This is a genomic window from Bacillus cereus group sp. MYBK220-1, assembly GCF_051916445.1.
GTDB classification, from domain to species: Bacteria; Bacillota; Bacilli; order Bacillales; family Bacillaceae_G; genus Bacillus_A; species Bacillus_A cereus.
In genome coordinates, this window is the sequence record NZ_JBQAGQ010000002.1 from 1,201,238 (window position 1) to 1,222,982 (window position 21,745).

Here is a 21,745-nt window from a genome sequence, read left to right on the forward strand (position 1 = left end):
TTAAACGTATGTTTCATATGCTGAGAATGGCGGTTTAAAAACTGTGATTTAAGAGAGGTAGATTCCTACATGTAAAAAGAATCGGGGTGATAGTATGTTAAATATATATTTAACAGACCGAAACGGAAAACTACAAGAGATTGAGGAAATGCAAAAGGGGTGCTGGATTAATGTACTTCATCCAACAGAAGAAGAAATTCAATATCTAGTACAAACTTTAAATGTAGACTTAGATTTCATTAAAGACCCTTTGGATGATGAAGAACGCTCTCGTATTGAAAAGGAAGACAATAATACTTTAATTATCGTGGATATTCCGACAGTTAGACATGACGAAGAAGGAAATTCGATTTATGACACGATTCCAATAGGTATGATTGTGATGCCGGATTGTTTTGTTACAATCTGCTTAGAAGAGAATCCAATTTTTGAACGTTTTATTAATCAACGTATTAAAGAATTTTATACGTTTAAGAAGACGCGCTTTGCACTTCAGCTCTTATATACGATTTCTACTTATTATTTAAGATACTTAAAGCAAATAAATCGAAAAACAATTGATTTAGAGCATCAATTAAATCAGTCAATGAAAAATAAAGAGATTTTCACATTGTTAGGCCTTGAGAAAAGTTTAGTATACTTTACAACGTCATTAAAGGCTAATAAAATTGTAATTCAAAAGTTAATGCGTAATAGTACATTTTTAAAAATGTATGAAGACGATCAAGATTTATTAGAAGATGTATTAATTGAAAATAAACAGGCTATTGAAATGGCGGAAATATATAGTCACATTTTAAGTGGAATGATGAATACTTTTAGCTCCGTTATATCAAATAATTTAAATAGTGTTATGAAACTGTTAACGTCAATTACGATCATTTTATCTTTACCGACGATGGTTTCTAGTTTCTTTGGAATGAACGTAAAGGTTCCGTTTGAAGGGGAAGCCCACGGTTTTGTAATTGTACTCATCATATGTGTAACACTATCTTTCACGTTAGCTTTTGTTTTTTGGAAGAAACGTTACTTTTAACGATAAGAAAGCTGCTCTAGCATAGTTATATAACTACGCTAGAGCAGCTTTTTTGCTATGAAATCTCAAATTTTGAATAGAATATAACTTGTACAATGTAATGTATATAAAGGGTATGTATGCCATATAAACCTTGTTCAATTAATGAAATGGGGTTAAAATTACATATTGTTAATGAAAAGTTGGAGGAAATACATCATGGAATTGTTTCAATTACCGAAAGCATTCCTGCAAATGAATACAATTTTTATCTCCATATTGATCGAAGCACTTCCTTTCGTGCTCATTGGTGTATTTATTTCAGGATTCATTCAAATGTTCGTGACAGAAGATATGGTGGCAAAATGGATGCCGAAGAACCGATTTCTGTCTGTTTTATTAGCTACTTTTTTAGGTATGTTGTTTCCAGGTTGTGAATGTGGAATTGTTCCGATTGTAAGACGATTAATTGGAAAAGGCGTTCCACCATACGCAGGGATTGCATTTATGTTAACTGGACCTATTATTAATCCAGTTGTATTATTTGCTACTTATGTTGCCTTTGGGAGTAGTATGCACATGGTATGGTATCGTTCTATTGTAGCGATTATCGTAGCCATTATCGTTGGAATTATATTATCCTTTATGTTTAAAGAACATCAATTAAGAGATGATCACTTCCCAGAAGTGAATAATAAGCGTCCACTGCGTAAAAAAATGTGGGATGTATGTACACACGCTGTTGAGGAATTCTTCTCAATGGGAAAATATTTAGTACTAGGTGCGTTAATTGCAGCAGCGGTACAAACGTTTGTACAAACTTCAACACTTCTTGCTATTGGACAAGGTCCGTTTTCTTCATCAGCTGTTATGATGGGACTTGCTTATATATTATCACTTTGTTCAGAGGCAGATGCATTTATCGCTTCTTCGTTCCAAAGTACGTTTTCAACAGCTTCACTTGTCGCGTTCCTCGTTTACGGACCGATGGTGGATATTAAAAATATGTTTATGATGCTTGCGACATTTAAAACTAAATTTGTAATTGTTGTTATAGTTACAGTTACTCTTGTTGTTTATGCAAGCTCACTACTCATTTATGCGATGGGGTGGTAGGTTATGTTTCGAGCATATATATTATTAGGTTTTACAATATTAATTGCGCAGCTTCATATTTCCGGTAACATTACGAAGTATATCAATATGAAGTATGCCTATTTATCAACAACAGCAGCAATTATTTTAGGTTTCTTAACGATTATACAAATTATCGTCGTTTTCCAAAAAGAGCACCAAAAGGAAAAAGAGAAAAATGATTGCAGTTGTGACCATAGCCATTGCGGGCATGATCATTCAAAAGATGAGAATACATGGTGGAAAAAAGCATTTTCGTACTCCTTGTTTTGTTTTCCAATTATCTCAGGGTTATTTTTCCCAATTGCGACGTTAGATTCGGATATTGTTAAAGCGAAAGGATTTCACTTTCCTGTTGCACAAGCAGAAAGTAAGGATCCATTTATGACAAGACAATTTCTAAGACCTGATACGAGCATTTATTACGGGAAAGAAGGATACCGTGGTGTAATGGAAAAAGGGAAGAAAGAGTTTGTTACGAAAGACAATATTAATTTGAAAGATGAAGACTTCCTAAAGGGTATGGAAACAATTTATAATTATCCTGGCGAGTTTACTGGGAAAAAATTATCTTTTAAAGGGTTTGTTTTTAGGGATGATTCTTCTAAAAAAGAACAATACTTCTTATTCCGTTTCGGTATTATACATTGCGTAGCAGATTCTGGTGTGTATGGTATGTTAGTGAAAAAGCCAGAAGGCGTAGAGTGGAATAATGATGACTGGATTCAAGTAGAAGGAGAGATAACTACTGAGTTTTATCAGCCGTTTCATGCGAATATTCCTGTATTAGAAGTAACAAAATGGAATAAAGTTGAACAGCCGAAAGAACAATATGTATTTAGAGGAGCCGATTGATAAAATCGGTTCTTTTTTGTGGACTAAAAGTTCTGAATGTTGTTAATATTAAACGTGTAGTTCATTTAGTATAGTGATTATTGAAATATTAGGGATAAATCATTAAAGGGGTGATAACAATGACAGAAGTAAAGGGGAAAACAGCCAATGAGTCAAGGGTGTTCAAAACGAGCCGAGTATTCCCAACAGATTTAAATGATCATAACACGCTATTTGGTGGGAAGATATTAGCGGAGATGGATATGGTTGCTTCTATTTCAGCATCCAGACATTCGAGAAAGGAATGTGTCACAGCATCTATGGACTGGGTCGATTTCTTACATCCTGTTCGTTCTTCAGATTGTGTTAGTTATGAATCTTTCGTAATTTGGACGGGAAGAACTTCGATGGAAGTGTTTGTGAAGGTAGTAGCTGAAGATTTAATTTCAGGTGAGAAGCGTATAGCGGCAACGTCATTCGTTACTTTTGTGGCACTTAGTAAGGAAAATAATCCAGTTCCAGTACCGCGTGTTATCCCTGAAACAGAAGAAGAGAAAGAATTACATCGTATTGCTGTGTTACGTGCAGAACAGCGTCATATACGTAAGGCAGAGAGTAAGAAAGTAGCCACATTGTTAACCTTTTGAGATGAATATTTAGCCATTTAAGTTACTATAGCAGTCGGAAATGGTTTTAAAATGAAAAGCGGACACCTAAAAATAGGTGTCCGCTTTTATAGTTTTTTCATCCACATATCATATGACAGTAGCTACTTAGCAGAAGCAAGCAGCACCGACGATGATTAAGAGGATAAATAATACGACTAATAGCGCAAATCCATTACCATGTGCGAAGCCCATTGTTATTTCCTCCTTTTATTTTAAGATACAACATACAATATGCAAATGAGCTATTGTTTGATATGGACATATATCATGCAATGACATATTTTCTTGAATGATAATGTAATAAAAAAGGGAAGATATAGAAATAACAGTAAGTGGAGAAAGGAATTTATCCATGAAGCACTTTTTCGCTATAATCCTTTGTTTAATAGGTGTATTCATTTGGATGAACATCGATGTGGAAATGGGGAAGGAAATGGCTAGTGAATATGAATTAGGACAAGTTCGATTAGGTGAATTTCAATTATATACGAACGGTGAAGAGTTATATAGAAAATTATTTGAGGATATAAACGATGCAGAAAAGTATATATATATCCATTTTTATATTGTAGGAAAAGATGAAATAAGCCAAGAGTTTTTACAGTTATTAGAGAAAAAAGCATCTAGCGGAGTAGAAGTGAAATTGTCAGTCGATCGGATAGGTGGATATAAGCTGAAGAAAAAGGTAATTAGCCGATTAAAGGAAAACGGTGTGAAGTTTACATTTAGTAAAAAACCGAAACTGAAAAATGTGTTCTATTCTTTGCATCAACGGAATCATAGACGTATTGTTACGATAGATGGAAAGGTATCATACGTCGGTGGTTTTAATATCGGAAAGGAGTACCTTGGACAAAATCCAAAGTTTGGGCCATGGCGTGATTATCACGTGCGCATCCATGGTGAGGGTGCAGCGGATATGGAAAGAAAGTTCGCCGAAGATTGGAAAGAAGATACAGGAGAAAAAATGCCTATACATGAAAGTATACCTACATTAGGGAATGTGAAATATCAATATTTATTTTCAAATGGAAAAGGCTTATGGGAAAAGTATGGGGCACTTTTAAAAAAGGCTAAAAAGTCTTTAATTATCGCTACACCATATTTTGTACCGAGTAAAGAAATGGTGAAAGAGTTAAAAGCTGCATTAAATCGTGGTGTTAATGTGAAAATTCTCGTGCCATTTAAAAGTGATGCCATATTGTTAAAACAAGCTGCCTATCCATATTTGAAAGATATGTTACATGCTGGAGCGGAGATTTATCAATATCGAAATGGATTTTTTCATGGGAAAGTAACAATTATTGATGGAGAAATTGTTGATATTGGGACAGCGAATTTTGATAATAGAAGTTTTTATTTAAATTGTGAGTCTAACTGTATCATATATGATAAAACAGTTGTTGATGACGTATGGAGTCGATTACAGGTAGACTTTCATAAATCAAAACGATTTTCTGAAGAAGATTTTGAGAAAATTAGTAGATGGGATTGGTTTTTAGCGAGAATAGCGAATGTTTTAGCATCATATTTATAGTATATGGACAAAAGAGAAGGGAGGCGCTTTAATGGACTGTATGAAAGAATTAATGAAATATAGTTATATGCTAATATACAAGGTTGGAGAGTATGCTGGAAAGGTCAGAGACGAAGAATTAAAAAATCTATTACAGCACCATTTACCATATATGTTACAAGCATATAATGAACAAGTAAATTTTCAAGAAGGAGAGAATGTGCAGCATATAACCTGTGAAACAATGGAGTTTGATTTGCATGAAATGGGAAAGGAAACAGTTAGTAAATATACAGGGGATATTCATATTGCAACCAGTTATATTGCGCATTTGAAACGATTAGCTTTAAAGTTTGCTCAAGTTGCAGTGGAAGTTGCTAACCCAGAGTTTCGCTCATTTTTGGAAAATTGTTTCCTGAAAATGAACCGTTACGCTTATAGTGTGTGGCAATATGTTATGAAGAAGGAATATAAGATTACACATCTATATGAAAATGAAAAGTTTGCATGAGAAACTAAGGCGAAATGGTATGCGCCTTAGTTTTTTTACGTCCATTGAGAGAAAAAAACTAATTTTATTGTGTATCGATTGGAAATGAAATATATAAATTAAAATTAGGTTTTGTTATCGGAAAATTTACAAAAATTTACCGTATATTTACTGTTTTTCAATCTCTCCTTTAAAAATAGAGAGTAATATGAGGTTGTACATATTCTATCACAAGGAGGAAACGCAAATGAACAAATGGGTTAAATCATTAACTGCTATGGCACTTGCAAGTTCTTTATTAATGGTAGGTTGTAGTAAAGGTGAGGACAAGAAGAAAGAAGACGACACAACAACACAACAAGAGGACAAAAAGGATAAAGAAACAAGCGGAACCGAGAAGTCTACTGATTCTAAAGAAAAGAAATAAAGTAATAATAAAGCTTCCTCTTATATATGAGGAAGCTTTTTTGTTGTAAATTGACTGAGATTATTGAAAAATAGAAAGAGAATGAAAGAGGGGGAAAACAAATGAAAGTATGTATATTGGGAGCAACAGGACGAGTAGGTTCAAACATAATTAATTTAGCATTAAAGGATTCAGCTGAAGTGACTGCATTAGCGCGTGATTTAAATAGAATAGAAATACAACATGAAAGGTTAAGAGTGATAGAAGGGAATGTATTGAACGAAAATGATATAAAGAAAGCGATAGAAGGAAGCGATATAGTAATTAGTGCACTTGGAACGGATCAAAATGGAACATTAGCGAAGAGTATGCCACAAATTATAAAGAAAATGGAAGAAGAAGGGATTCGTAGAATCATAACAATAGGAACAGCTGGTATTTTACAAGCAAGAACAGATCTAAATTTATATCGTTTTCAATCACCGGAATCAAAAAGGAAAACGACAACGGCAGCGGAAGATCATTTGGCTGCATATAAGGTACTAAGTAATAGTAATAATTTATGTTGGACAGTTGTTTGTCCGACACATTTAATAGATGGTGAGGCGACAGAGGTATATCGAACTGAAAAAGATATATTGCCAGAGGGTGGATCAAAAATTACAGTGGGTGATACAGCACACTTTGCATGGGATCTATGTAAGAAAAATATATATGAAAATAGTCGAGTAGGTATTGCATATTAAAAAACCATCCCGAAGTCGGGATGGTTAAAAGATGATATAACACAAGAAGATGATAATCATAATGATTTGGAGAATTGCTTTCGCTACTGTACTGCTTAAAAAACCAACTACAGTAGCGACTCCAACTAGAAAAGCATCTTTTGGCGATTTTTTATGTACTAGTTCTGTTATAAATACTGATAAGAACGGTATGATAATAAGTCCGAATGGTGGGAAGAAGAACGAGCCGACAATGATAGAAATCATTCCGACACGTTCGCCCCATTTAGAACTACCGTATTTTTTTAAGAAATATCCATTTGCAATAAAATCAGCAACGAAAATGAAAAGAGTGAAAATGACTTGAATAATCCAAAAAGAAGTTGTTAATTCGCCTCCATTTATACCGAAATGGTAAATCAAATATCCAGCCCAGACAGCTAGTATGCCAGGGATAATTGGATAAATAAAGGCGAGAAATGAAACAACGAAACAGGCAATGATACAAATTGTTAATAAAACAGTCACTTTATAGCTCCTTTTTAATATCTAGTTTATGTACAGCAACTTTTTTGACTTGATGTCCATCAAGTTCTAATACTTTAAATTGAAAACCAGCATATTCAATGGAATAGCCAGCTTCAATATTTAAGTCAACTGCTTGAGAGAGAAGCCATCCTCCGATTGTATCTAAATCACTATCATCAATATGTAGGCCAAACATATCATTTACTTCAGAAATAAGCACCTTTCCATCTAAAACAGTAAGCTTAGGTGTACGCTTTTCAATCATAGGTGATTCATCAGCATCGAATTCATCTTGAATTTCTCCAATGATTTCTTCAAGAATATCTTCCATCGTTAAAAGTCCGGCAGTACCACCATATTCATCCATAACGATTGCCATCTGAACGCGATTTTTTTGAAGGTGGACTAACGTTTTACGAATTGGAACTGTTTCAAATACAGTTAGAACAGGATGTATATAAGATTCAAGTGGTTTATAAATACCTTTCGTTTGATCATGGAATACTTCTTTCGTATTGATCATTCCAATGATATCATCTTTATCTTTTTCAATGATTGGATAGCGTGTATATTTTTCAGTAGCGACGATATCCATATTTTCTTCTAACGTATTTTCAGTAGACAAGCAAATCATTTCGGTACGAGGAACCATAATTTCTTTCGCAACTCGATCATCAAATTCAAAAATGTTATTTACATATTTATATTCGGTTTGGTTTATTTCACCGCTTTTAAAACTTTCACCTAAAATGAGTCGCAATTCCTCTTCAGAATGAGCAAGTTCACTTTCCTTCGCAGGTTCTAATCCGAGTAGTTTTGTGAAAAATATAGCTGTACTATTGAGTAGCCAAATGAATGGATACATAATTTTATCAAATAAAATAAGCGGTCTTGCAAATTTGAGTGTGATTGCTTCTGCTTTTTGAATTGCGAAAGACTTTGGAACTAATTCACCTAATACAACGTGGAAAAATGTAATAACACTAAAAGCAATAACAAAAGATAAAGTGTTAGCCATTGTTCCAGTAATATTAATTTTTTCAAAGAGCGGTCGTAGTATATGTTCCACAGTCGGTTCACCAAGCCAACCAAGCCCTAAAGAAGTGATTGTAATTCCGAGCTGACAAGCTGATAAATAAACATCTAAATTAGATAGGACGCTTCTTGCAGCTAAAGCTTGTTTATTACCTTCATTTGCAAGTTGGTCAATTCGACTTTTTCGTACTTTTACAACAGCGAATTCTGATGCAACGAAAAAGCCAGAAATAAGAATAAGTACAAAGATGAGAAAAATATTTAATATGTCCAAGCGTGTTCTCCATTCCAAGGTCTGGAATAAAGATGTCACCTCCTGCAATTATGTTATACTTTTATAATAAATCCAAATGAAAAGAATAGTCAAAGGAAAAGGGTAAATATTGGTATGTTTCTGTAATAGTTTTTGAATTTGCTGTTATTTTGTCCGCTATACAAAAGGAATAACCCCCTACTTTTAGATTATAGAGGGTTATTTTAAATTAAGGTTTTGGAACACTTCTCGTTAAAGTGTATGACTGTTGCTTGGAGTAGTTTGTGGTCCATAGTGTTTGAAGGAAAGAAAGTATGCTATATGGGATATAGAGTAGTAATAAGCCGATTGTAACAATTATAGGTGAATTTCCGCCAAATTGAACGATAAATTGTAACAGTCCATTTGCATGAAAAACGCATTCCATAAAAACGAATGAAAGAATAATGGAACCTAAAATTGATTTATGATTTGAAGTAAGCGCTAAAAACAATGTGTCTACAAGAAAAGAATCATGTTTTATTTCATATTCATTTGTGTTTTTTAAGAAAGGAATCCATTTTTTTACTGCTTGCATAACGATAATCATGGAAGTACTACATACGATGATAAATGATGAGTAGTAAGGAAGGTTTATAAATTGTGCGATGTATAGAAGTAGTAATAAGACTGAACATTGTAATACTACAGTGCAAAAAGAGTAAGGTATCCATTTCAATACAGTAGTAAACTTTTTAAACGAGTTAGGTACTTTGAAAAATAAATGGCCGATACCCAAACTTATGAAAAATCCGATCGCAAGGGTAAAAGTAAAACGAACGATCGATATAAAATATATTTCCCATATGTAAGGGAATAATGGTGTTGAATGATTAGAAGTATGTATCATTTGGTTTGCTGAGAAAAAGATAGATTCATGCATCCAATCAACCTTTGGAATTGATATAGAAGAAAGCTGTGCGAAGTTTTGAAAAATGCTAATAAATCCATTTTGATAAGAGTAATTGTGTGTAATAAAAAGAGCTGGAATAGGACTTATGGCAAAAATAAAAATAACACCAATTATAAATTTACATATATGTGAGCGTAATAAGGACATATAACCACCTACTCTTAGAATATTCAGAAAATTCTTATTCTTATTTTAGCTTTTTTTGAAAGAAGTTACAATATATTTTTCATTTAGTAATTCAGAGAGAAGATTTGATAGCAAAAATATACAAGTGAAGGATTCATGAATAAATTATGACAAGAAAATGAATAATTTTCAGAAAAATAAAATAAATTATTTATTTTTTTCTGAAAATATAATATAGTTATGGCACAGAAAGTATTTTAACATAAGGAGGCTTTTTATGAGGATTAAAGGGAATTACGTGCCGAAAAGGGAAGTTTTACTGTGCTCAAGTTCGATTACGATTGGGGAAGCGTTAGAGCATTTAAATAAAACGGGGTATCGTTGTGTACCAGTTTTAGATGAAAAAAAAGAGAAATTTTTAGGGAATATATATAAAGTAGATATTTTAGAATATAAAGGATCACTTGATGAGAGTGTAATACAATTATTAAACGATAAAGAAGGATTTGTGAGAGAAGATTCATCTTTCTTTAAAGTATTTTTTACAATAAAAAAATTGCCTTATTTATCAGTAGTTGATGAAAAAGGGGTTTTCCTTGGAATTTTAACGCATAAAAAAGTTTTTGAGTTATTAGAGGATGCATGGGGCGTTCACTCTAGTAAATACTCTGTCATGATTGGAACGCAAGACTATAATGGAGCAATCCAAAAATTATCGACAGTTTTAAAGAAATACACTGGTATTCAAAGTTTGATGACTTTTGATAATGATGCCTTATTAGTTCGTAGAATTATGTTTACATTAGGAGAAGAGTTTAACGACGGTGAATTAGAGACATTATTGAAAGATTTAGAAGATCACGGATTTAGAGTTGTGTATGTGGAAGAGATGAAAAATCCACGTGAAGTTGAAACGATAGAGTAACATACAAAAGCCATCTAATTATATTATTAGATGGCTTTTGTATGTTACGTGTATAAAGTTATTTGAAAATAACAATTGAATAATAGGTGAGATTGTAACAATATTTGTGTAAGAGAATAAAAAATGTAGATAATTTCGATTTTCAAAAAAATCAATTTGAAAATATGTTTTTATTTTGCAACTAAATATGTTACTATATGTGTGATAAAAACAAAGAGGTCTGACATCTACACTCCACGTAATAACACTCTAATGATTTGAAAATTCAAAAAAATCAAAATTCAAAATAATAATTGTATTAATGATTAGAGTAAAAATAAGGGGAATGGAGAAATTATGGAGAAAGACACTGCTTTGTAAGGGGCATATTTTATCATCTTGAGCAGAGAGGAGGATGCATAGCATATTGTAAAATATAGAGATAAACAATGAAAAAGTGCTATGCAAATGAAGAGCATGAAGGGACGTTTAAGGCCAGGTGATACGGTAGCAATTGGTTTAATGCTATTTGCATTATTTTTAGGAGCAGGAAATTTAATTTTTCCGCCAGTTTTAGGTCAACAAGCAGGAGAGAATGTTTGGATTGCTACAATAGGATTCCTTGTAACGGGAGTCGGATTACCCCTACTAGCTGTAACAGCTGTCGCGTTTGTAGAGGGGGACTTGAAAGCGCTATCTTCTAGAGTCCACCCTATATTTGCGTTTATTTTCCCATTGATTAGTTATTTAGCAATTGGACCATTTTTCGCGATTCCTCGTACTGGAGCTGTTTCGTTTGAAATGGGTATGAAGCCGTTTTTATCAGAGGCAATGGTTTCAGAGTGGTACATGCTATTTCTTTTCACGATAGTTTTCTTCGGAATAACGTGGTATTTATCATTAAATCCATCTAAATTAGTGGATTGGTTCGGAAAGTTTCTTACACCATTATTAGTATTAATTGTCGCTGTTATTGTCGGAAAGGCAATTATTGATCCAATTGGAGAGCCAGCTGCGCCGTTAGCTGCTTACAAAGAAAATGCTTTCTTTGGTGGATTTATTCAAGGATATTTAACGATGGATGCAATTAGCGCGCTTGTATTCGGAATTGTCGTTGTACAAGTTATCCGCTCTAAAGGGATAAAAGAGAGTAGTCAAATTGCAAAAATAACAGTAGTATCAGGTATTATTGCTGTACTTGGTTTAACGTTAATTTATTTATCACTTGCTTATCTTGGTTCAACAAGTACATCACTTGGTATCTCAGAAAACGGTGGCCTTATTTTAACGAATGTTGTAAATGAGCTATATGGGACGAGTGGTAAAATTTTATTAGGGCTTGTTATTATACTCGCTTGTTTAACAACTTCTGTTGGGTTAACATCTGCGTGTGCAGGTTTCTTTACAAACTTATTCCCAAAACTTTCGCATAAAACGATTGTAACAATGGTATGTGTATTTAGTTTAATTGTATCTAACCTAGGTTTAACACAATTAATCGCAGTAACATTACCTGTGTTAATGATCATTTATCCAGTTGCAATTGTATTAATCGTACTTTCGTATTTCCATAAGTGGATTGGGAAGCGTAATACAATTTATATTGGAGCTATTTTAGGTGCATTGTTAATTAGTTTCTTTAACGGTTTAGAAAGTGCGAAAATTAAAATTGACGCGATTTCTAATGTACTACAAATGTTACCGTTATATAACGAAGGAATCGGATGGTTAATTCCATCATGTATTGGCGGGATTCTCGGTTTCTTCTTCTATAAATCAAATGAATCAAGTGAATTACAAAAGAAAGGTGCTTAGGCACCTTTCTTTTTTTGAAGGGGATTTTTGTATTTTGTCTAAGTAATAATTGGGGGGAATGATAAATGGCTAATTTTGAAGATTTTTTAAATTTGGATTTGAGAATTGGAACTGTAATACATGCAGAGGAATTTAAAGAAGCGAGAGTACCAGCGATTAAACTAGCAATAGATTTTGGAGAAATCGGGATAAAGCAGTCAAGTGCTCAAATTACGAAAAGGTATATTCCAGAAGATTTAATCGGTCAACAAATCGTTGCTGTTGTAAACTTTCCACCAAAGCGTGTAGCTGGATTCAAATCAGAAGTGCTTGTGCTTGGTGGTGTTCCTGAAGCTGATGATGTTGTGTTACTTCAGCCTAATATGGAATTGCCAAATGGAACAAAAATTAGCTAGGGTGAAGGTAGGGGCTAATATGGATATCGGACGAGAATATTTGCAATGTGCGATTTCGAACTTTAAAGCAACAAAGAAACAAGGGGAACGGGCACTTTCTCAATTATCATATGAACAAATACAATGGTCTTCTCATGAAGAAACAAATAGTATAGCGATTATTGTTAAGCATCTGCACGGTAATATGCGTTCTAGATGGACGGATTTTTTAACGTCTGATGGTGAAAAAACAGATCGTAATCGAGATGGTGAATTTGAAGGATGCTATCATTCAAAAGAAGAAACCCTTATAGCTTGGCAAGAAGGATGGAAATATGTTTTTAATACGATGAATACTTTAACGCCAGAACACTTATTGAAGACGGTATACATTCGCGGTGAAGCACATACTGTCATGCAAGCAATTGAAAGGCAAATTTCTCATTATGCATTGCATATTGGTCAGATTATTTACATTGGGAAGATGTTAAAAGAAAATGAGTGGGAATGTTTAAGTATTCCGAGAGGTCAGTCTGCGCGTTATGTAGAGAAAAAACGTTCAACATAATAATAAGAAAGCAACCGATAAAAAATAGGAAAAAAGAAAGTCAGCCAAATAATAGATGGTTCTGTAATCATAAGAATACTGCCAAAAATAAGTCCATATATAATAAGAAAGAAATTGAAAAGTGTATTCACAGGGAGAAATCGTGAGATGAACACTTGCTGTCGTTTAAAACAATCACTGTGAAATAAATAAAAGCGGAAGTACCATGTGGCTGTAATAAGGTCTTTCTTTCTCACAATTTTTTTTTTGCATGTATGACAGATAAATGGTGGTTGCATTTCATTACGCTCCATTTTTTATTTTCATAATAATGTGAGACAAAAGTAGGTACAAAGTGTATGTTCCTATATACGCTCCTGCAATAAGGAAAAATGGATTCAGTAAAATTCCATGAATGCTCGTCATGAAAACTAAATCTTGTATTAAAACATCGTATATATTAATGGAAATAATTGTACCAAGTACATATAGTGCCAAGTACGCAGAAATATGTAGCACAATAGAGATTTTTGGTTGCTTAGCGGACAAATAAAAAATGAATGATAGAGCGATTGGTAATATTCCTATTAATAGCTTCAATTCATTTCACCTCATTAACAATATAGCCGAAATTTTAACGGTCTATTCTCTAGGGCTTGTACATAACTTGAAATAGAGAGGTGATAGTATGAATCGGGGCTTTTTTTTTATGAAGTTTACAAATATGCGTAAGTTAGTTTTATTTGTTATTACTACAGTGCTAGCGACTTTTTTTCTTATTAGTCTGATGGTAACCTCTATGAAAGAGACAAAGTCAACGTATTTATATAATTGGTTAAATGAGTTATCGATGAATGGTTACATGTATGTACTTGGAAAAGAGAATCATTATTTTACACAGGAGTATCGAAATTTGAATCAAGATTTTTCAATTTCTTCTTTTCTCTTTTCTATGGCTACAAATATTCGCTTTAATGATGTACGCAGTTTTGTCGGGAAAGAGCTCCCGGGATTTGGTAAGTACGATACAGAAATTGTTATTGCGGGTGAGGGTACAAATTATTCTAACTTACCGATAGAGTCGAGTGTTCCTCTTGAAGAAGTAGTGAAGGAACGGACTAGTGGAACTGGACAAGCACCTAAACAAGATACGAATAAAGAGAAAAAACAGCCGTCCCAAACGACTGGGAAGAGACAAGTTGCGTTTATTTATCATACACATAGCTGGGAATCTTATTTACCTTTACTTAACTTAACGAATGACCCGAATCCGAATAAAGCAACGAGTTCTGTGTCGAATATTTCTATATTAGGAGATCGTTTCCGTGAACAACTAGAAGGTGAAGGGATTGGGGCTACTAACGATAAGAGTGATGTTGGTCAAAAGTTAATAAGTAAAGGTTTAAACAGTAATAGTTCGTATAAAATGTCACGAGAAATTGTGCAGCAAGCTATGGCTGGAAATAAAGATCTTCAATACTTTTTTGATTTGCATCGTGATAGTGCCCGAAAGAATGTAACGACAAAAACAATTGGAGATAAATCATATGCAAAGCTTGCATTTGTAGTAGGGAAAGGAAATAAAAACTATGAAAAAAACTTACAATTAGCGACAGCTTTACATGAGGCGATTAATAAGAAATATCCAGGAGTGAGCCGTGGGGTCATTCAAAAAGGGTTCCAGACAGGAAATGGAATCTATAATCAAGACCTATCAGGACAAGCGATATTAATAGAAGTTGGCGGTGTAGATAATACAGAGGAAGAATTGAATCGATCAATTGATGCACTTGCTAAAGCATTTGGTGAATATTTTTGGCAGGCAGAAAAAGTGAATGGATAAAGTGAAATTTAAATTGGTGAGAGACCTCACCTGATGAGGAGGAATTCACAGTATTTTTGAAAAAACGTAAGTGTAATGCTTGCGTTTTTTCTTTGTAATGATGAGACGTCACAGAATAGACATAATTTGTCGTTGTTATAGTAATATCGAAATTTGTCAATTTATAGCAGGAGATTTACAAAGGGATTTTCAGGAAAGTAGAGAAAATCTTTTTATAAGGAAAACTTTTTATGATGAAACTGGTAGGGTGATTGAAGTGATTAGGGAGATCGAAATAGAAGATGCATCATCATTTTTGCAATTAAGTAAGCAATTAGATGAAGAAACGAAGTTTATGTTATATGAACCAGGAGAAAGAAAAACTACAGCTGAGCAACAAGAAAAAATGATCCATCGCTTTATAGAAAATGAATATGCAACAATATTTGTAGCAGTTGAAGATGAGAGGATAGTAGGTTTTATATTAGTGAATGGAAATAACATTCAAAGAAAGAGGCATGTGGCAACCATTGTAATTGGTATTTTACAAGAGTATAACGGGCGAGGTATTGGGACGAGATTGTTTAAAGAGGTTGAGAAGTGGGCAAAATTACATGATGTATGGCGTTTAGAATTAACAGTAATGGCCCACAATACAAGAGCTCAGGCACTATATAAAAAAGCTGGATTTGAGAAAGAAGGTGTCAAAAAAGCTGCTCTTATTATCGATGGAAAGGGCATCGATGAGTATGAAATGGCCAAATTATTAAAATAAGAGGTCGTTATATGAAAAAAAGATGGGCACTACTTGGTATTGTAGCTGCAATAATTATTATTGGAGTAGCAGGAATCAATTATAAAATGTATAAGGATAAGCAGGCGCGGGAAGTAAGTGTAAATAGCATATTTCCGAAAGCGAAAGAAACGATTGCTAATATGGATGGGGATATTGCGGTAATTAATAATCCGAATTCAATGCTTGTACTTGTAAATAAAAGTAGGCGTTTACCAGATGGGTATAGACCGCCAGATTTAGTTATTCCGAAAGTGCGCTACTCTAGTGAAGGGGATCAAGAAAAGAAAAAGATGAGAAAAGAGGCAGCGAGGGCGCTTGAGGATATGTTTCAGCAGGCTGACAACGAGCGTATTTTTCTTTTTGCAGTTTCTGGATTTAGATCTTTTGATCGACAAAAAGCATTAAATACGATGTATAAAAAACAAGACGGGGAAGCAAAAACAGCAATGTCTAGCGCGGTTCCTGGCACAAGTGAGCATCAAACTGGACTAGCTATGGATATTACGTCTCAATCTGCTAAATTTCAGTTAGAGACAGTTTTTGGGGAAACGAAAGAAGGTCAGTGGCTTTCTGAAAATGCCCATAAATTTGGTTTTGTGGTTCGATACACAAAAGCGAAAGAAACGATTACGGGCTATCGGTATGAACCATGGCACGTAAGGTATGTGGGAAATCCACAAGCTACATATTTGTATGATAATCAACTGACACTTGAAGAAGTAACAGAGTGAACAATTGAGGGGAGAGACGTACAATGACGATGTTATATAAGAAAAAAGTACATGCATATATTACAAGAGAACAAGAGGGGGTTATGCAATTACTTGTTTTTAAACATCGTGATATACATGAAGCTGGTATTCAAGTGCCAGGGGGAACGGTTGATGAAGGTGAAACGTTAGAAGCTGCTATATTGCGTGAAGTACAGGAAGAATCCGGATTGCGTCATTTATGCATAGAGCGTTTTTTAGCAGATTACATTATACATATGAAAGAAAAACAGGAGTATGAAAAACGCCACTTTTTCCATGTAACTTTACTAACAGATGTAAAGGATACTTGGGAACATATTGTAAGTGCTGGTGAGGAAGATAAAGGATTAGTATTTTGCTACGAATGGGTTGATATTGCAAAATGCCCTGAATTAGCTGGAAAACAAGGTGAGTTTTTACATTTATTAGATGAAGTATACGCACAGTAATGTAAGAGTCTGAAGCGAAGGTTAATCCGTTTCAGACTTTTTTTATTTTTCGGGAAATTAAAGGTGTTTAAATAAGGATATTGAATTTCTTTAAAGGGATATTAATTTAGGATGTGTTGAGATGAAAAATTGAAAAAGTAAAGGGTATATGCTAAAAAAAGTTCATATAAGGGAGAATATAAATGGAAATTCAGTTTAATCCAATCTTAAAAAAGGAATTAACAATTCAAGATATTCAAAATGAAATGGAATCTGGAAAGCTAACTTCAAAAGAGCTAGTGATGTATTATCTCTATAGAATCGCAAAGTATGATCAAGACGGGCCGAAAATTAATTCAATTTTAGAAATCAATCCAGATGCTATTTTTATTGCAGAAGCGTTAGATTATGAAAGAAAGATAAACGGCGTAAGGGGACCATTGCATGGAATACCTGTTTTGCTTAAGGATAATATTGAAACGAATGACTTCATGCATACAAGTGCAGGTACAATAGCTCTAGAACAAAATATAAGCAGTGAAGATGCATTTCTCGTTACTAAACTGCGAGAAGCAGGGGCAGTGATAATAGGAAAAACGAATATGACAGAATTAGCAAATGCAATGTCTTTTGACATGTGGGCTGGATATAGTGCAAGAGGTGGTCAAACAATCAATCCATATGGAACTGGCAAGGATCATATGTTTGTTGGCGGATCTAGTACAGGATCTGCAATAGCAGTTGCTGCTAACTTTACAGTAGTATCTGTTGGGACAGAAACCGATGCTTCTATTGTGAGCCCCGCTGTTCAAAATTCTGTAGTAGGTATTAAACCGACTGTCGGTTTAATTAGTCGTAGAGGAATTATTCCATTTACTTATTCGCAAGATACAGCTGGACCATTTGCTAGAACGGTAACCGATGCTGCTATTTTGCTAGGAAGTTTAACTGGAGTGGATGAGAAAGATGTAGTTACTCACAAAAGTGACGGTAGGGCATATCGGGATTATACATCTTACCTTGATGCAAATGGTTTAAATGGAGCGAAGATTGGTGTGTTTAACGATGCACCAAAAGATTATTACGAAAATGGTGAGTATGATGAAATCTTGTTTAAGGAAACGATCCAAGTATTACGTAATGAAGGAGCGACAGTAGTAGAAAATATTGATATTCCTTCTTTTCATAGAGAATGGAGCTGGGGAGTTCCGCTTTATGAGCTGAAGCATAGTTTAGATAACTATCTTTCTAAATTACCTTCTACTATCCCGGTACATTCTATTTCGGAGTTAATGGAGTTTAATAAAAACATAGCAGAAAGAGCTTTAAAATATGGACAAACTAAGTTAGAGGGAAGAAAAGATTTTCCTAATACGTTACGAAATCCAGAATATTTAAATGCGAGATTAGAAGATATATATTTTTCTCAAGAACAAGGCATTGATTTTGCATTGGAAAAATATAATCTTGATGCGATACTGTTTCCTTCCTATATAGGTTCTACTATATGTGCGAAAGCGGGTTATCCGTCTATAGCAATACCGGCAGGGTATATGGAAAGCGGGAGGCCTTTTGGAATTACCATTGCAAGCACTGCCTTTAGTGAAGGGATATTAATTAAATTAGCTTATGCTTTTGAACAAGCGACAAAGCATAGAAAAATCCCCAACTTATCATGAATAGAATAAACAAAGAGGACAGGAATCCCTGTCCTCTTTGTTTTAGTGATTAAATTGAAATATCGTTCTGCTCTGTCTTATGATATTTTAATAAACTAAAAGATAAACAAGCGGAACATAAAATAAGAATAGAAGCGATGATATAAATTGTACGAACACCGAACATATCAGTAATAATGCCAATGATAAGCATAGATAGTCCAGAGGCTGTTGAAAGAAGTGCGCCATGTGCTGTATACATTTTTGATAATAAAGAAGGGGCGACACTTGATTGTAAAACAGTCGTTTGGGAAATATCTCTAATTTGATAACAGGGTCCCATTAGAACACATAGAAAAAGCGCAATAAATCCGCTGCTTGTCATACCATATAAAAATGTAAGAATGCTAAATATAAGAGAGCCAATCGACATAGATCGTATTAAATTGTTTTGAATATAGGAACTCATTTTCCAGGCTAATAGACCACCGATTAACGTGCCAACATAATAACTTGTATTAATATACCCCCACCATTCTTCGCCCTTATGAAGGATAGTCGTAACGTATGCCATCGTAATAGCGCCAATCCATATTGTCCCTGCGAAAGTTTCGATTAAGTCCATATATGTAACGGTACGGAGAGAAGGATTTTGAAATAGGAGTTTCCAACCTTCCAATAAAACAGTACTTTTGGAAGAGGGAGAATCTGCTATTCTTTCAGTATGTATGGAACGTAATGAAAAATGTAATGCAATGCATCCGAAAATCATTAAAATGTTATTAATCATGAGTGTAGAAGTAGCGCCAATGAGAAGAACGACAATACTCGTAAATGAATAAGCAACGGCTTGCACAATTTGTGTTGAAAAGGAAAAGATACTATTTACTTTTACTAATTTTTCTTTCGGTGTAAGGCGCGGAAGAATACCGTATAATAATGGAGCACTCCACCCACTACATAATGAAATGACAAAAATAAAAGTTAATAGAGCTATAATGTTTGTGGATAAGACCGGGAACAAAATCATTAATAATAGTAAAAAGACTGTTTTCAGCCATTGGAGCGTATATAACAACGTATAAGATGGAAAACGATTTATTATAAGTGGTGCAGAGATGTTAGCAATTAGATTTGTGATAACTTGTAATAATGGAAAAAGAGCAGTAATAGTAGCTGATTTAGTTGCTATATAAATATGAGTTGTAATAATCATTACATATACGATGTCAGCGAGAGTAATGCATATTTTGGAACCTAAATAGTAGATTAGTGACAGGTTTCTCAATAAGAATATCACCTCTATAAAAAATAGTATTTAGTAATTTGAATAATTATAATTTAAAAATTAAAATTTTAAAAGAATTTAATTTTTTGTCACTTTTTGAAAGGGATTTTCATGTATAATGAAGAATATATTGATATAGTATTATATTAATGATCATTGTAACAGTGAATATGTACAATAGCTTGTAGCAAACGCCCAAGTGTAAGAAAGGGCGGATAAACCATTCTTTTCTTCATATACATATAGAAAATGAGAAAGAAAGTGAGGGTTGCATATGGCTGCTTGGGTAATTTGGTTTATAATAGCTGGTATTTTATTTATCGCGGAAATGTTGTCGATTACATTTTACATGCTTTGGCTTGGAATTGGAGCTGTTGTCGGAGGTCTTATTGCTTTGTTTGCTCCTGATGCACTACTGTTACAAGTTACTGTTGGTGCAATTGTAAGTTTAACTTTGACATTCTTTACGAAAAGAATTTCAAAAAACTTTCGAGAAGCAAAAGGTTTTACTGATACAGTAGATATGCTTGTTGGTAAAAGAGGGCTTGTTATGCAAGCGATTACAAATGAAGCGAATGGTATTGTGAAGGTGGATGGAGATACTTGGACAGCTATTGCAGATTCTTCAATTGATGCTGGAGAAAAAGTCGTTGTTATAAAGAGGCATAGTACTATATTACAAGTGAAAAAGGAGAGTGAATAAATATGGTAGCATTAACGTTAACGATTATATTCGCACTAATTGTAGTTACATTTATCGCATTAACAATTAAAATTATTCCTCAGCAAAAAGTTGGGGTTGTTGAAAGCTTTGGTAAGTTTCAACGTATAATGCACCCAGGGTTAAATATTTTAATACCAATTGTAGATCGTGTTCGTGTATATCATGACTTACGCATTCAACAAACGAATGTACCACCGCAAAAGGTAATTACGAAAGATAATGTTCAAGTAGAAATTGATACAATTATTTTCTATCAAATTGTTGAACCAGAACTTGCGACATATGGTATTTCAAACTATGAATATGGTGTTCGTAATATTACTTCAGCAACGATGCGTCAAATCATCGGTAAAATGGAACTGGATGAAACGTTATCTGGTCGTGAAAAAATTTCAACAGAAATCCGCTTAGCGCTTGATGAAGCAACAGAAAAATGGGGCGTACGTATTGAACGTGTCGAAGTTGTTGATATTAACCCGCCAAAAGATGTGCAAGCATCAATGGAAAAACAAATGAAGGCTGAGCGTAATAAACGTGCGATTATTTTAGAAGCTGAAGCAGCAAAACAAGATAAAGTCCTTCGCGCTGAAGGAGAAAAGCAAAGTAAAATCTTGATGGCTGAAGGGGATAAAGAAGCACGTATTCGCGAAGCTGAAGGTATAAAAGAAGCAAAAGAATTAGAAGCACAAGGGGAAGCACGAGCAATTGAAGAAATTGCAAAAGCAGAACAAAATCGTATTGAATTGCTTCGTGAAGCGAATTTGGATGAGCGTATACTTGCTTACAAATCATTTGAATCATTAGCTGAAGTTGCAAAAGGACCAGCAAATAAAGTCTTTATTCCGTCTAATGCAATTGAAACACTTGGTACTCTTGGGGCAATTGGAGAAATATTTAAAGAAAAACAAGCGAAGAAACTACTTTCAAATGATACAGGAAAAGAACAATAAAAGTG

At 34.0% G+C, this 21,745-nt stretch carries 26 protein-coding genes; 19 read left to right on the forward strand and 7 right to left on the reverse strand.

Going from position 1 to position 21,745, the window contains the following annotated elements:
• Positions 1 to 94 precede the first annotated feature (94 nt).
• From ACTFRU_RS13120 to ACTFRU_RS13135, 4 genes are all read left to right on the forward strand, one after another.
• On the forward strand, positions 95 to 1,036 hold the full coding sequence (locus tag ACTFRU_RS13120; RefSeq protein WP_000932389.1) for a magnesium transporter CorA family protein: 942 nt from the start codon (positions 95 to 97) through the stop codon (positions 1,034 to 1,036).
• Positions 1,037 to 1,234: 198 nt separating this feature from the next.
• Positions 1,235 to 2,131 (forward strand): permease, encoded by an 897-nt coding sequence (locus ACTFRU_RS13125; RefSeq protein WP_000418716.1) that lies wholly within the window; start codon positions 1,235 to 1,237, stop codon positions 2,129 to 2,131.
• Positions 2,132 to 2,134: 3 nt separating this feature from the next.
• Positions 2,135 to 3,004: a TIGR03943 family putative permease subunit gene (locus tag ACTFRU_RS13130; RefSeq protein ID WP_000488043.1), complete on the forward strand. Its 870-nt coding sequence runs from the start codon at positions 2,135 to 2,137 to the stop codon at positions 3,002 to 3,004.
• Between the two features lie 119 nt (positions 3,005 to 3,123).
• On the forward strand, positions 3,124 to 3,630 hold the full coding sequence (locus ACTFRU_RS13135) for an acyl-CoA thioesterase (RefSeq protein ID WP_000141164.1): 507 nt from the start codon (positions 3,124 to 3,126) through the stop codon (positions 3,628 to 3,630).
• Positions 3,631 to 3,756: 126 nt separating this feature from the next.
• Here the strand turns inward: ACTFRU_RS13135 and ACTFRU_RS13140 are convergent, their stop codons facing one another.
• Positions 3,757 to 3,843: a YjcZ family sporulation protein gene (locus tag ACTFRU_RS13140; protein WP_000505094.1), complete on the reverse strand. Its 87-nt coding sequence runs from the start codon at positions 3,841 to 3,843 to the stop codon at positions 3,757 to 3,759.
• A gap of 160 nt (positions 3,844 to 4,003) precedes the next feature.
• Here ACTFRU_RS13140 and cls point away from each other — a divergent pair, with 160 nt between their 5' ends.
• The 4 genes from cls (at position 4,004) to ACTFRU_RS13160 (ending at position 6,809) form a co-directional block, all read left to right on the forward strand.
• Positions 4,004 to 5,188, forward strand: a complete 1,185-nt coding sequence (gene cls, locus ACTFRU_RS13145; RefSeq protein ID WP_041183980.1) for a cardiolipin synthase — start codon at positions 4,004 to 4,006, stop codon at positions 5,186 to 5,188.
• 31 nt (positions 5,189 to 5,219) lie between these two features.
• The gene (locus ACTFRU_RS13150; protein WP_000340527.1) at positions 5,220 to 5,678 is read left to right on the forward strand and encodes a spore coat protein; all 459 of its coding nucleotides are present in this window, start codon (positions 5,220 to 5,222) and stop codon (positions 5,676 to 5,678) included.
• A 226-nt stretch (positions 5,679 to 5,904) separates the two neighbouring features.
• Positions 5,905 to 6,084 carry a hypothetical protein gene (locus tag ACTFRU_RS13155; protein ID WP_001045960.1) on the forward strand — a complete coding sequence of 60 codons (180 nt, stop codon included), beginning with the start codon at positions 5,905 to 5,907 and terminating at the stop codon, positions 6,082 to 6,084.
• Between the two features lie 101 nt (positions 6,085 to 6,185).
• A complete protein-coding gene (locus ACTFRU_RS13160; RefSeq protein ID WP_000861647.1) occupies positions 6,186 to 6,809 on the forward strand; it encodes an NAD(P)-dependent oxidoreductase in 624 nt (207 codons plus the stop codon).
• Positions 6,810 to 6,833: 24 nt separating this feature from the next.
• On the opposite strand, the gene ACTFRU_RS13165 is transcribed toward ACTFRU_RS13160, so the two are convergent.
• The 3 genes from ACTFRU_RS13165 to ACTFRU_RS13175 form a co-directional block, all read right to left on the reverse strand.
• Entirely contained in the window at positions 6,834 to 7,316 is a 483-nt protein-coding gene (locus ACTFRU_RS13165) for a DUF456 domain-containing protein (protein WP_000217339.1), read from the reverse strand.
• A gap of 1 nt (position 7,317) precedes the next feature.
• Positions 7,318 to 8,625, reverse strand: coding sequence for a hemolysin family protein (locus tag ACTFRU_RS13170; RefSeq protein WP_000353738.1), 1,308 nt, complete (start codon positions 8,623 to 8,625; stop codon positions 7,318 to 7,320).
• 208 nt (positions 8,626 to 8,833) lie between these two features.
• Positions 8,834 to 9,703, reverse strand: a complete 870-nt coding sequence (locus ACTFRU_RS13175) for a hypothetical protein (RefSeq protein WP_000055265.1) — start codon at positions 9,701 to 9,703, stop codon at positions 8,834 to 8,836.
• A 256-nt stretch (positions 9,704 to 9,959) separates the two neighbouring features.
• Between ACTFRU_RS13175 and cbpA the strand changes: the two genes are divergently transcribed.
• The 4 genes from cbpA (at position 9,960) to ACTFRU_RS13195 (ending at position 13,343) form a co-directional block, all read left to right on the forward strand.
• Positions 9,960 to 10,607 (forward strand): cyclic di-AMP binding protein CbpA, encoded by a 648-nt coding sequence (gene cbpA, locus ACTFRU_RS13180; RefSeq protein WP_001220526.1) that lies wholly within the window; start codon positions 9,960 to 9,962, stop codon positions 10,605 to 10,607.
• A gap of 456 nt (positions 10,608 to 11,063) precedes the next feature.
• Complete coding sequence (brnQ4, locus tag ACTFRU_RS13185; protein WP_011110049.1) at positions 11,064 to 12,401, forward strand: branched-chain amino acid transport system II carrier protein BrnQ4; 1,338 nt, start codon at positions 11,064 to 11,066, stop codon at positions 12,399 to 12,401.
• A 65-nt stretch (positions 12,402 to 12,466) separates the two neighbouring features.
• Positions 12,467 to 12,796: a chaperone CsaA gene (gene csaA / locus ACTFRU_RS13190; RefSeq protein WP_001263013.1), complete on the forward strand. Its 330-nt coding sequence runs from the start codon at positions 12,467 to 12,469 to the stop codon at positions 12,794 to 12,796.
• Positions 12,777 to 13,343 (forward strand): DUF1572 domain-containing protein, encoded by a 567-nt coding sequence (locus tag ACTFRU_RS13195; RefSeq protein WP_440037679.1) that lies wholly within the window; start codon positions 12,777 to 12,779, stop codon positions 13,341 to 13,343. Before csaA ends, ACTFRU_RS13195 begins: the two co-directional genes overlap by 20 nt.
• On the opposite strand, the gene ACTFRU_RS13200 is transcribed toward ACTFRU_RS13195, so the two are convergent.
• Positions 13,316 to 13,621: a hypothetical protein gene (locus tag ACTFRU_RS13200; protein WP_033686733.1), complete on the reverse strand. Its 306-nt coding sequence runs from the start codon at positions 13,619 to 13,621 to the stop codon at positions 13,316 to 13,318. The two genes, ACTFRU_RS13195 and ACTFRU_RS13200, sit on opposite strands and share 28 nt — an antisense overlap.
• 4 nt (positions 13,622 to 13,625) lie before the next feature.
• Positions 13,626 to 13,922 (reverse strand): hypothetical protein, encoded by a 297-nt coding sequence (locus tag ACTFRU_RS13205; RefSeq protein WP_000770738.1) that lies wholly within the window; start codon positions 13,920 to 13,922, stop codon positions 13,626 to 13,628.
• Between the two features lie 88 nt (positions 13,923 to 14,010).
• Between ACTFRU_RS13205 and spoIIP the strand changes: the two genes are divergently transcribed.
• The 5 genes from spoIIP (at position 14,011) to ACTFRU_RS13230 (ending at position 18,799) form a co-directional block, all read left to right on the forward strand.
• Positions 14,011 to 15,165 (forward strand): stage II sporulation protein P, encoded by a 1,155-nt coding sequence (gene spoIIP / locus ACTFRU_RS13210; protein WP_001079278.1) that lies wholly within the window; start codon positions 14,011 to 14,013, stop codon positions 15,163 to 15,165.
• 256 nt (positions 15,166 to 15,421) lie between these two features.
• On the forward strand, positions 15,422 to 15,919 hold the full coding sequence (locus ACTFRU_RS13215) for a GNAT family N-acetyltransferase (RefSeq protein ID WP_000617576.1): 498 nt from the start codon (positions 15,422 to 15,424) through the stop codon (positions 15,917 to 15,919).
• 11 nt (positions 15,920 to 15,930) lie between these two features.
• Entirely contained in the window at positions 15,931 to 16,671 is a 741-nt protein-coding gene (locus ACTFRU_RS13220) for a M15 family metallopeptidase (RefSeq protein ID WP_000747647.1), read from the forward strand.
• Positions 16,672 to 16,694: 23 nt separating this feature from the next.
• Entirely contained in the window at positions 16,695 to 17,141 is a 447-nt protein-coding gene (locus ACTFRU_RS13225) for an NUDIX hydrolase (RefSeq protein WP_000178293.1), read from the forward strand.
• Positions 17,142 to 17,323: 182 nt separating this feature from the next.
• Positions 17,324 to 18,799, forward strand: coding sequence for an amidase family protein (locus tag ACTFRU_RS13230; RefSeq protein ID WP_048558197.1), 1,476 nt, complete (start codon positions 17,324 to 17,326; stop codon positions 18,797 to 18,799).
• 49 nt (positions 18,800 to 18,848) lie between these two features.
• Here ACTFRU_RS13230 and ACTFRU_RS13235 read toward each other — a convergent pair whose 3' ends face one another.
• Positions 18,849 to 20,066, reverse strand: a complete 1,218-nt coding sequence (locus tag ACTFRU_RS13235; RefSeq protein ID WP_001245229.1) for an MFS transporter — start codon at positions 20,064 to 20,066, stop codon at positions 18,849 to 18,851.
• Between the two features lie 274 nt (positions 20,067 to 20,340).
• Here ACTFRU_RS13235 and ACTFRU_RS13240 point away from each other — a divergent pair, with 274 nt between their 5' ends.
• Together ACTFRU_RS13240 and ACTFRU_RS13245 are read left to right on the forward strand one after the other, a co-directional pair.
• A complete protein-coding gene (locus ACTFRU_RS13240; protein WP_000741977.1) occupies positions 20,341 to 20,769 on the forward strand; it encodes an NfeD family protein in 429 nt (142 codons plus the stop codon).
• A 2-nt stretch (positions 20,770 to 20,771) separates the two neighbouring features.
• The gene (locus ACTFRU_RS13245) at positions 20,772 to 21,740 is read left to right on the forward strand and encodes an SPFH domain-containing protein (protein ID WP_440037680.1); all 969 of its coding nucleotides are present in this window, start codon (positions 20,772 to 20,774) and stop codon (positions 21,738 to 21,740) included.
• The last annotated feature ends 5 nt before the right edge of the window (positions 21,741 to 21,745 follow it).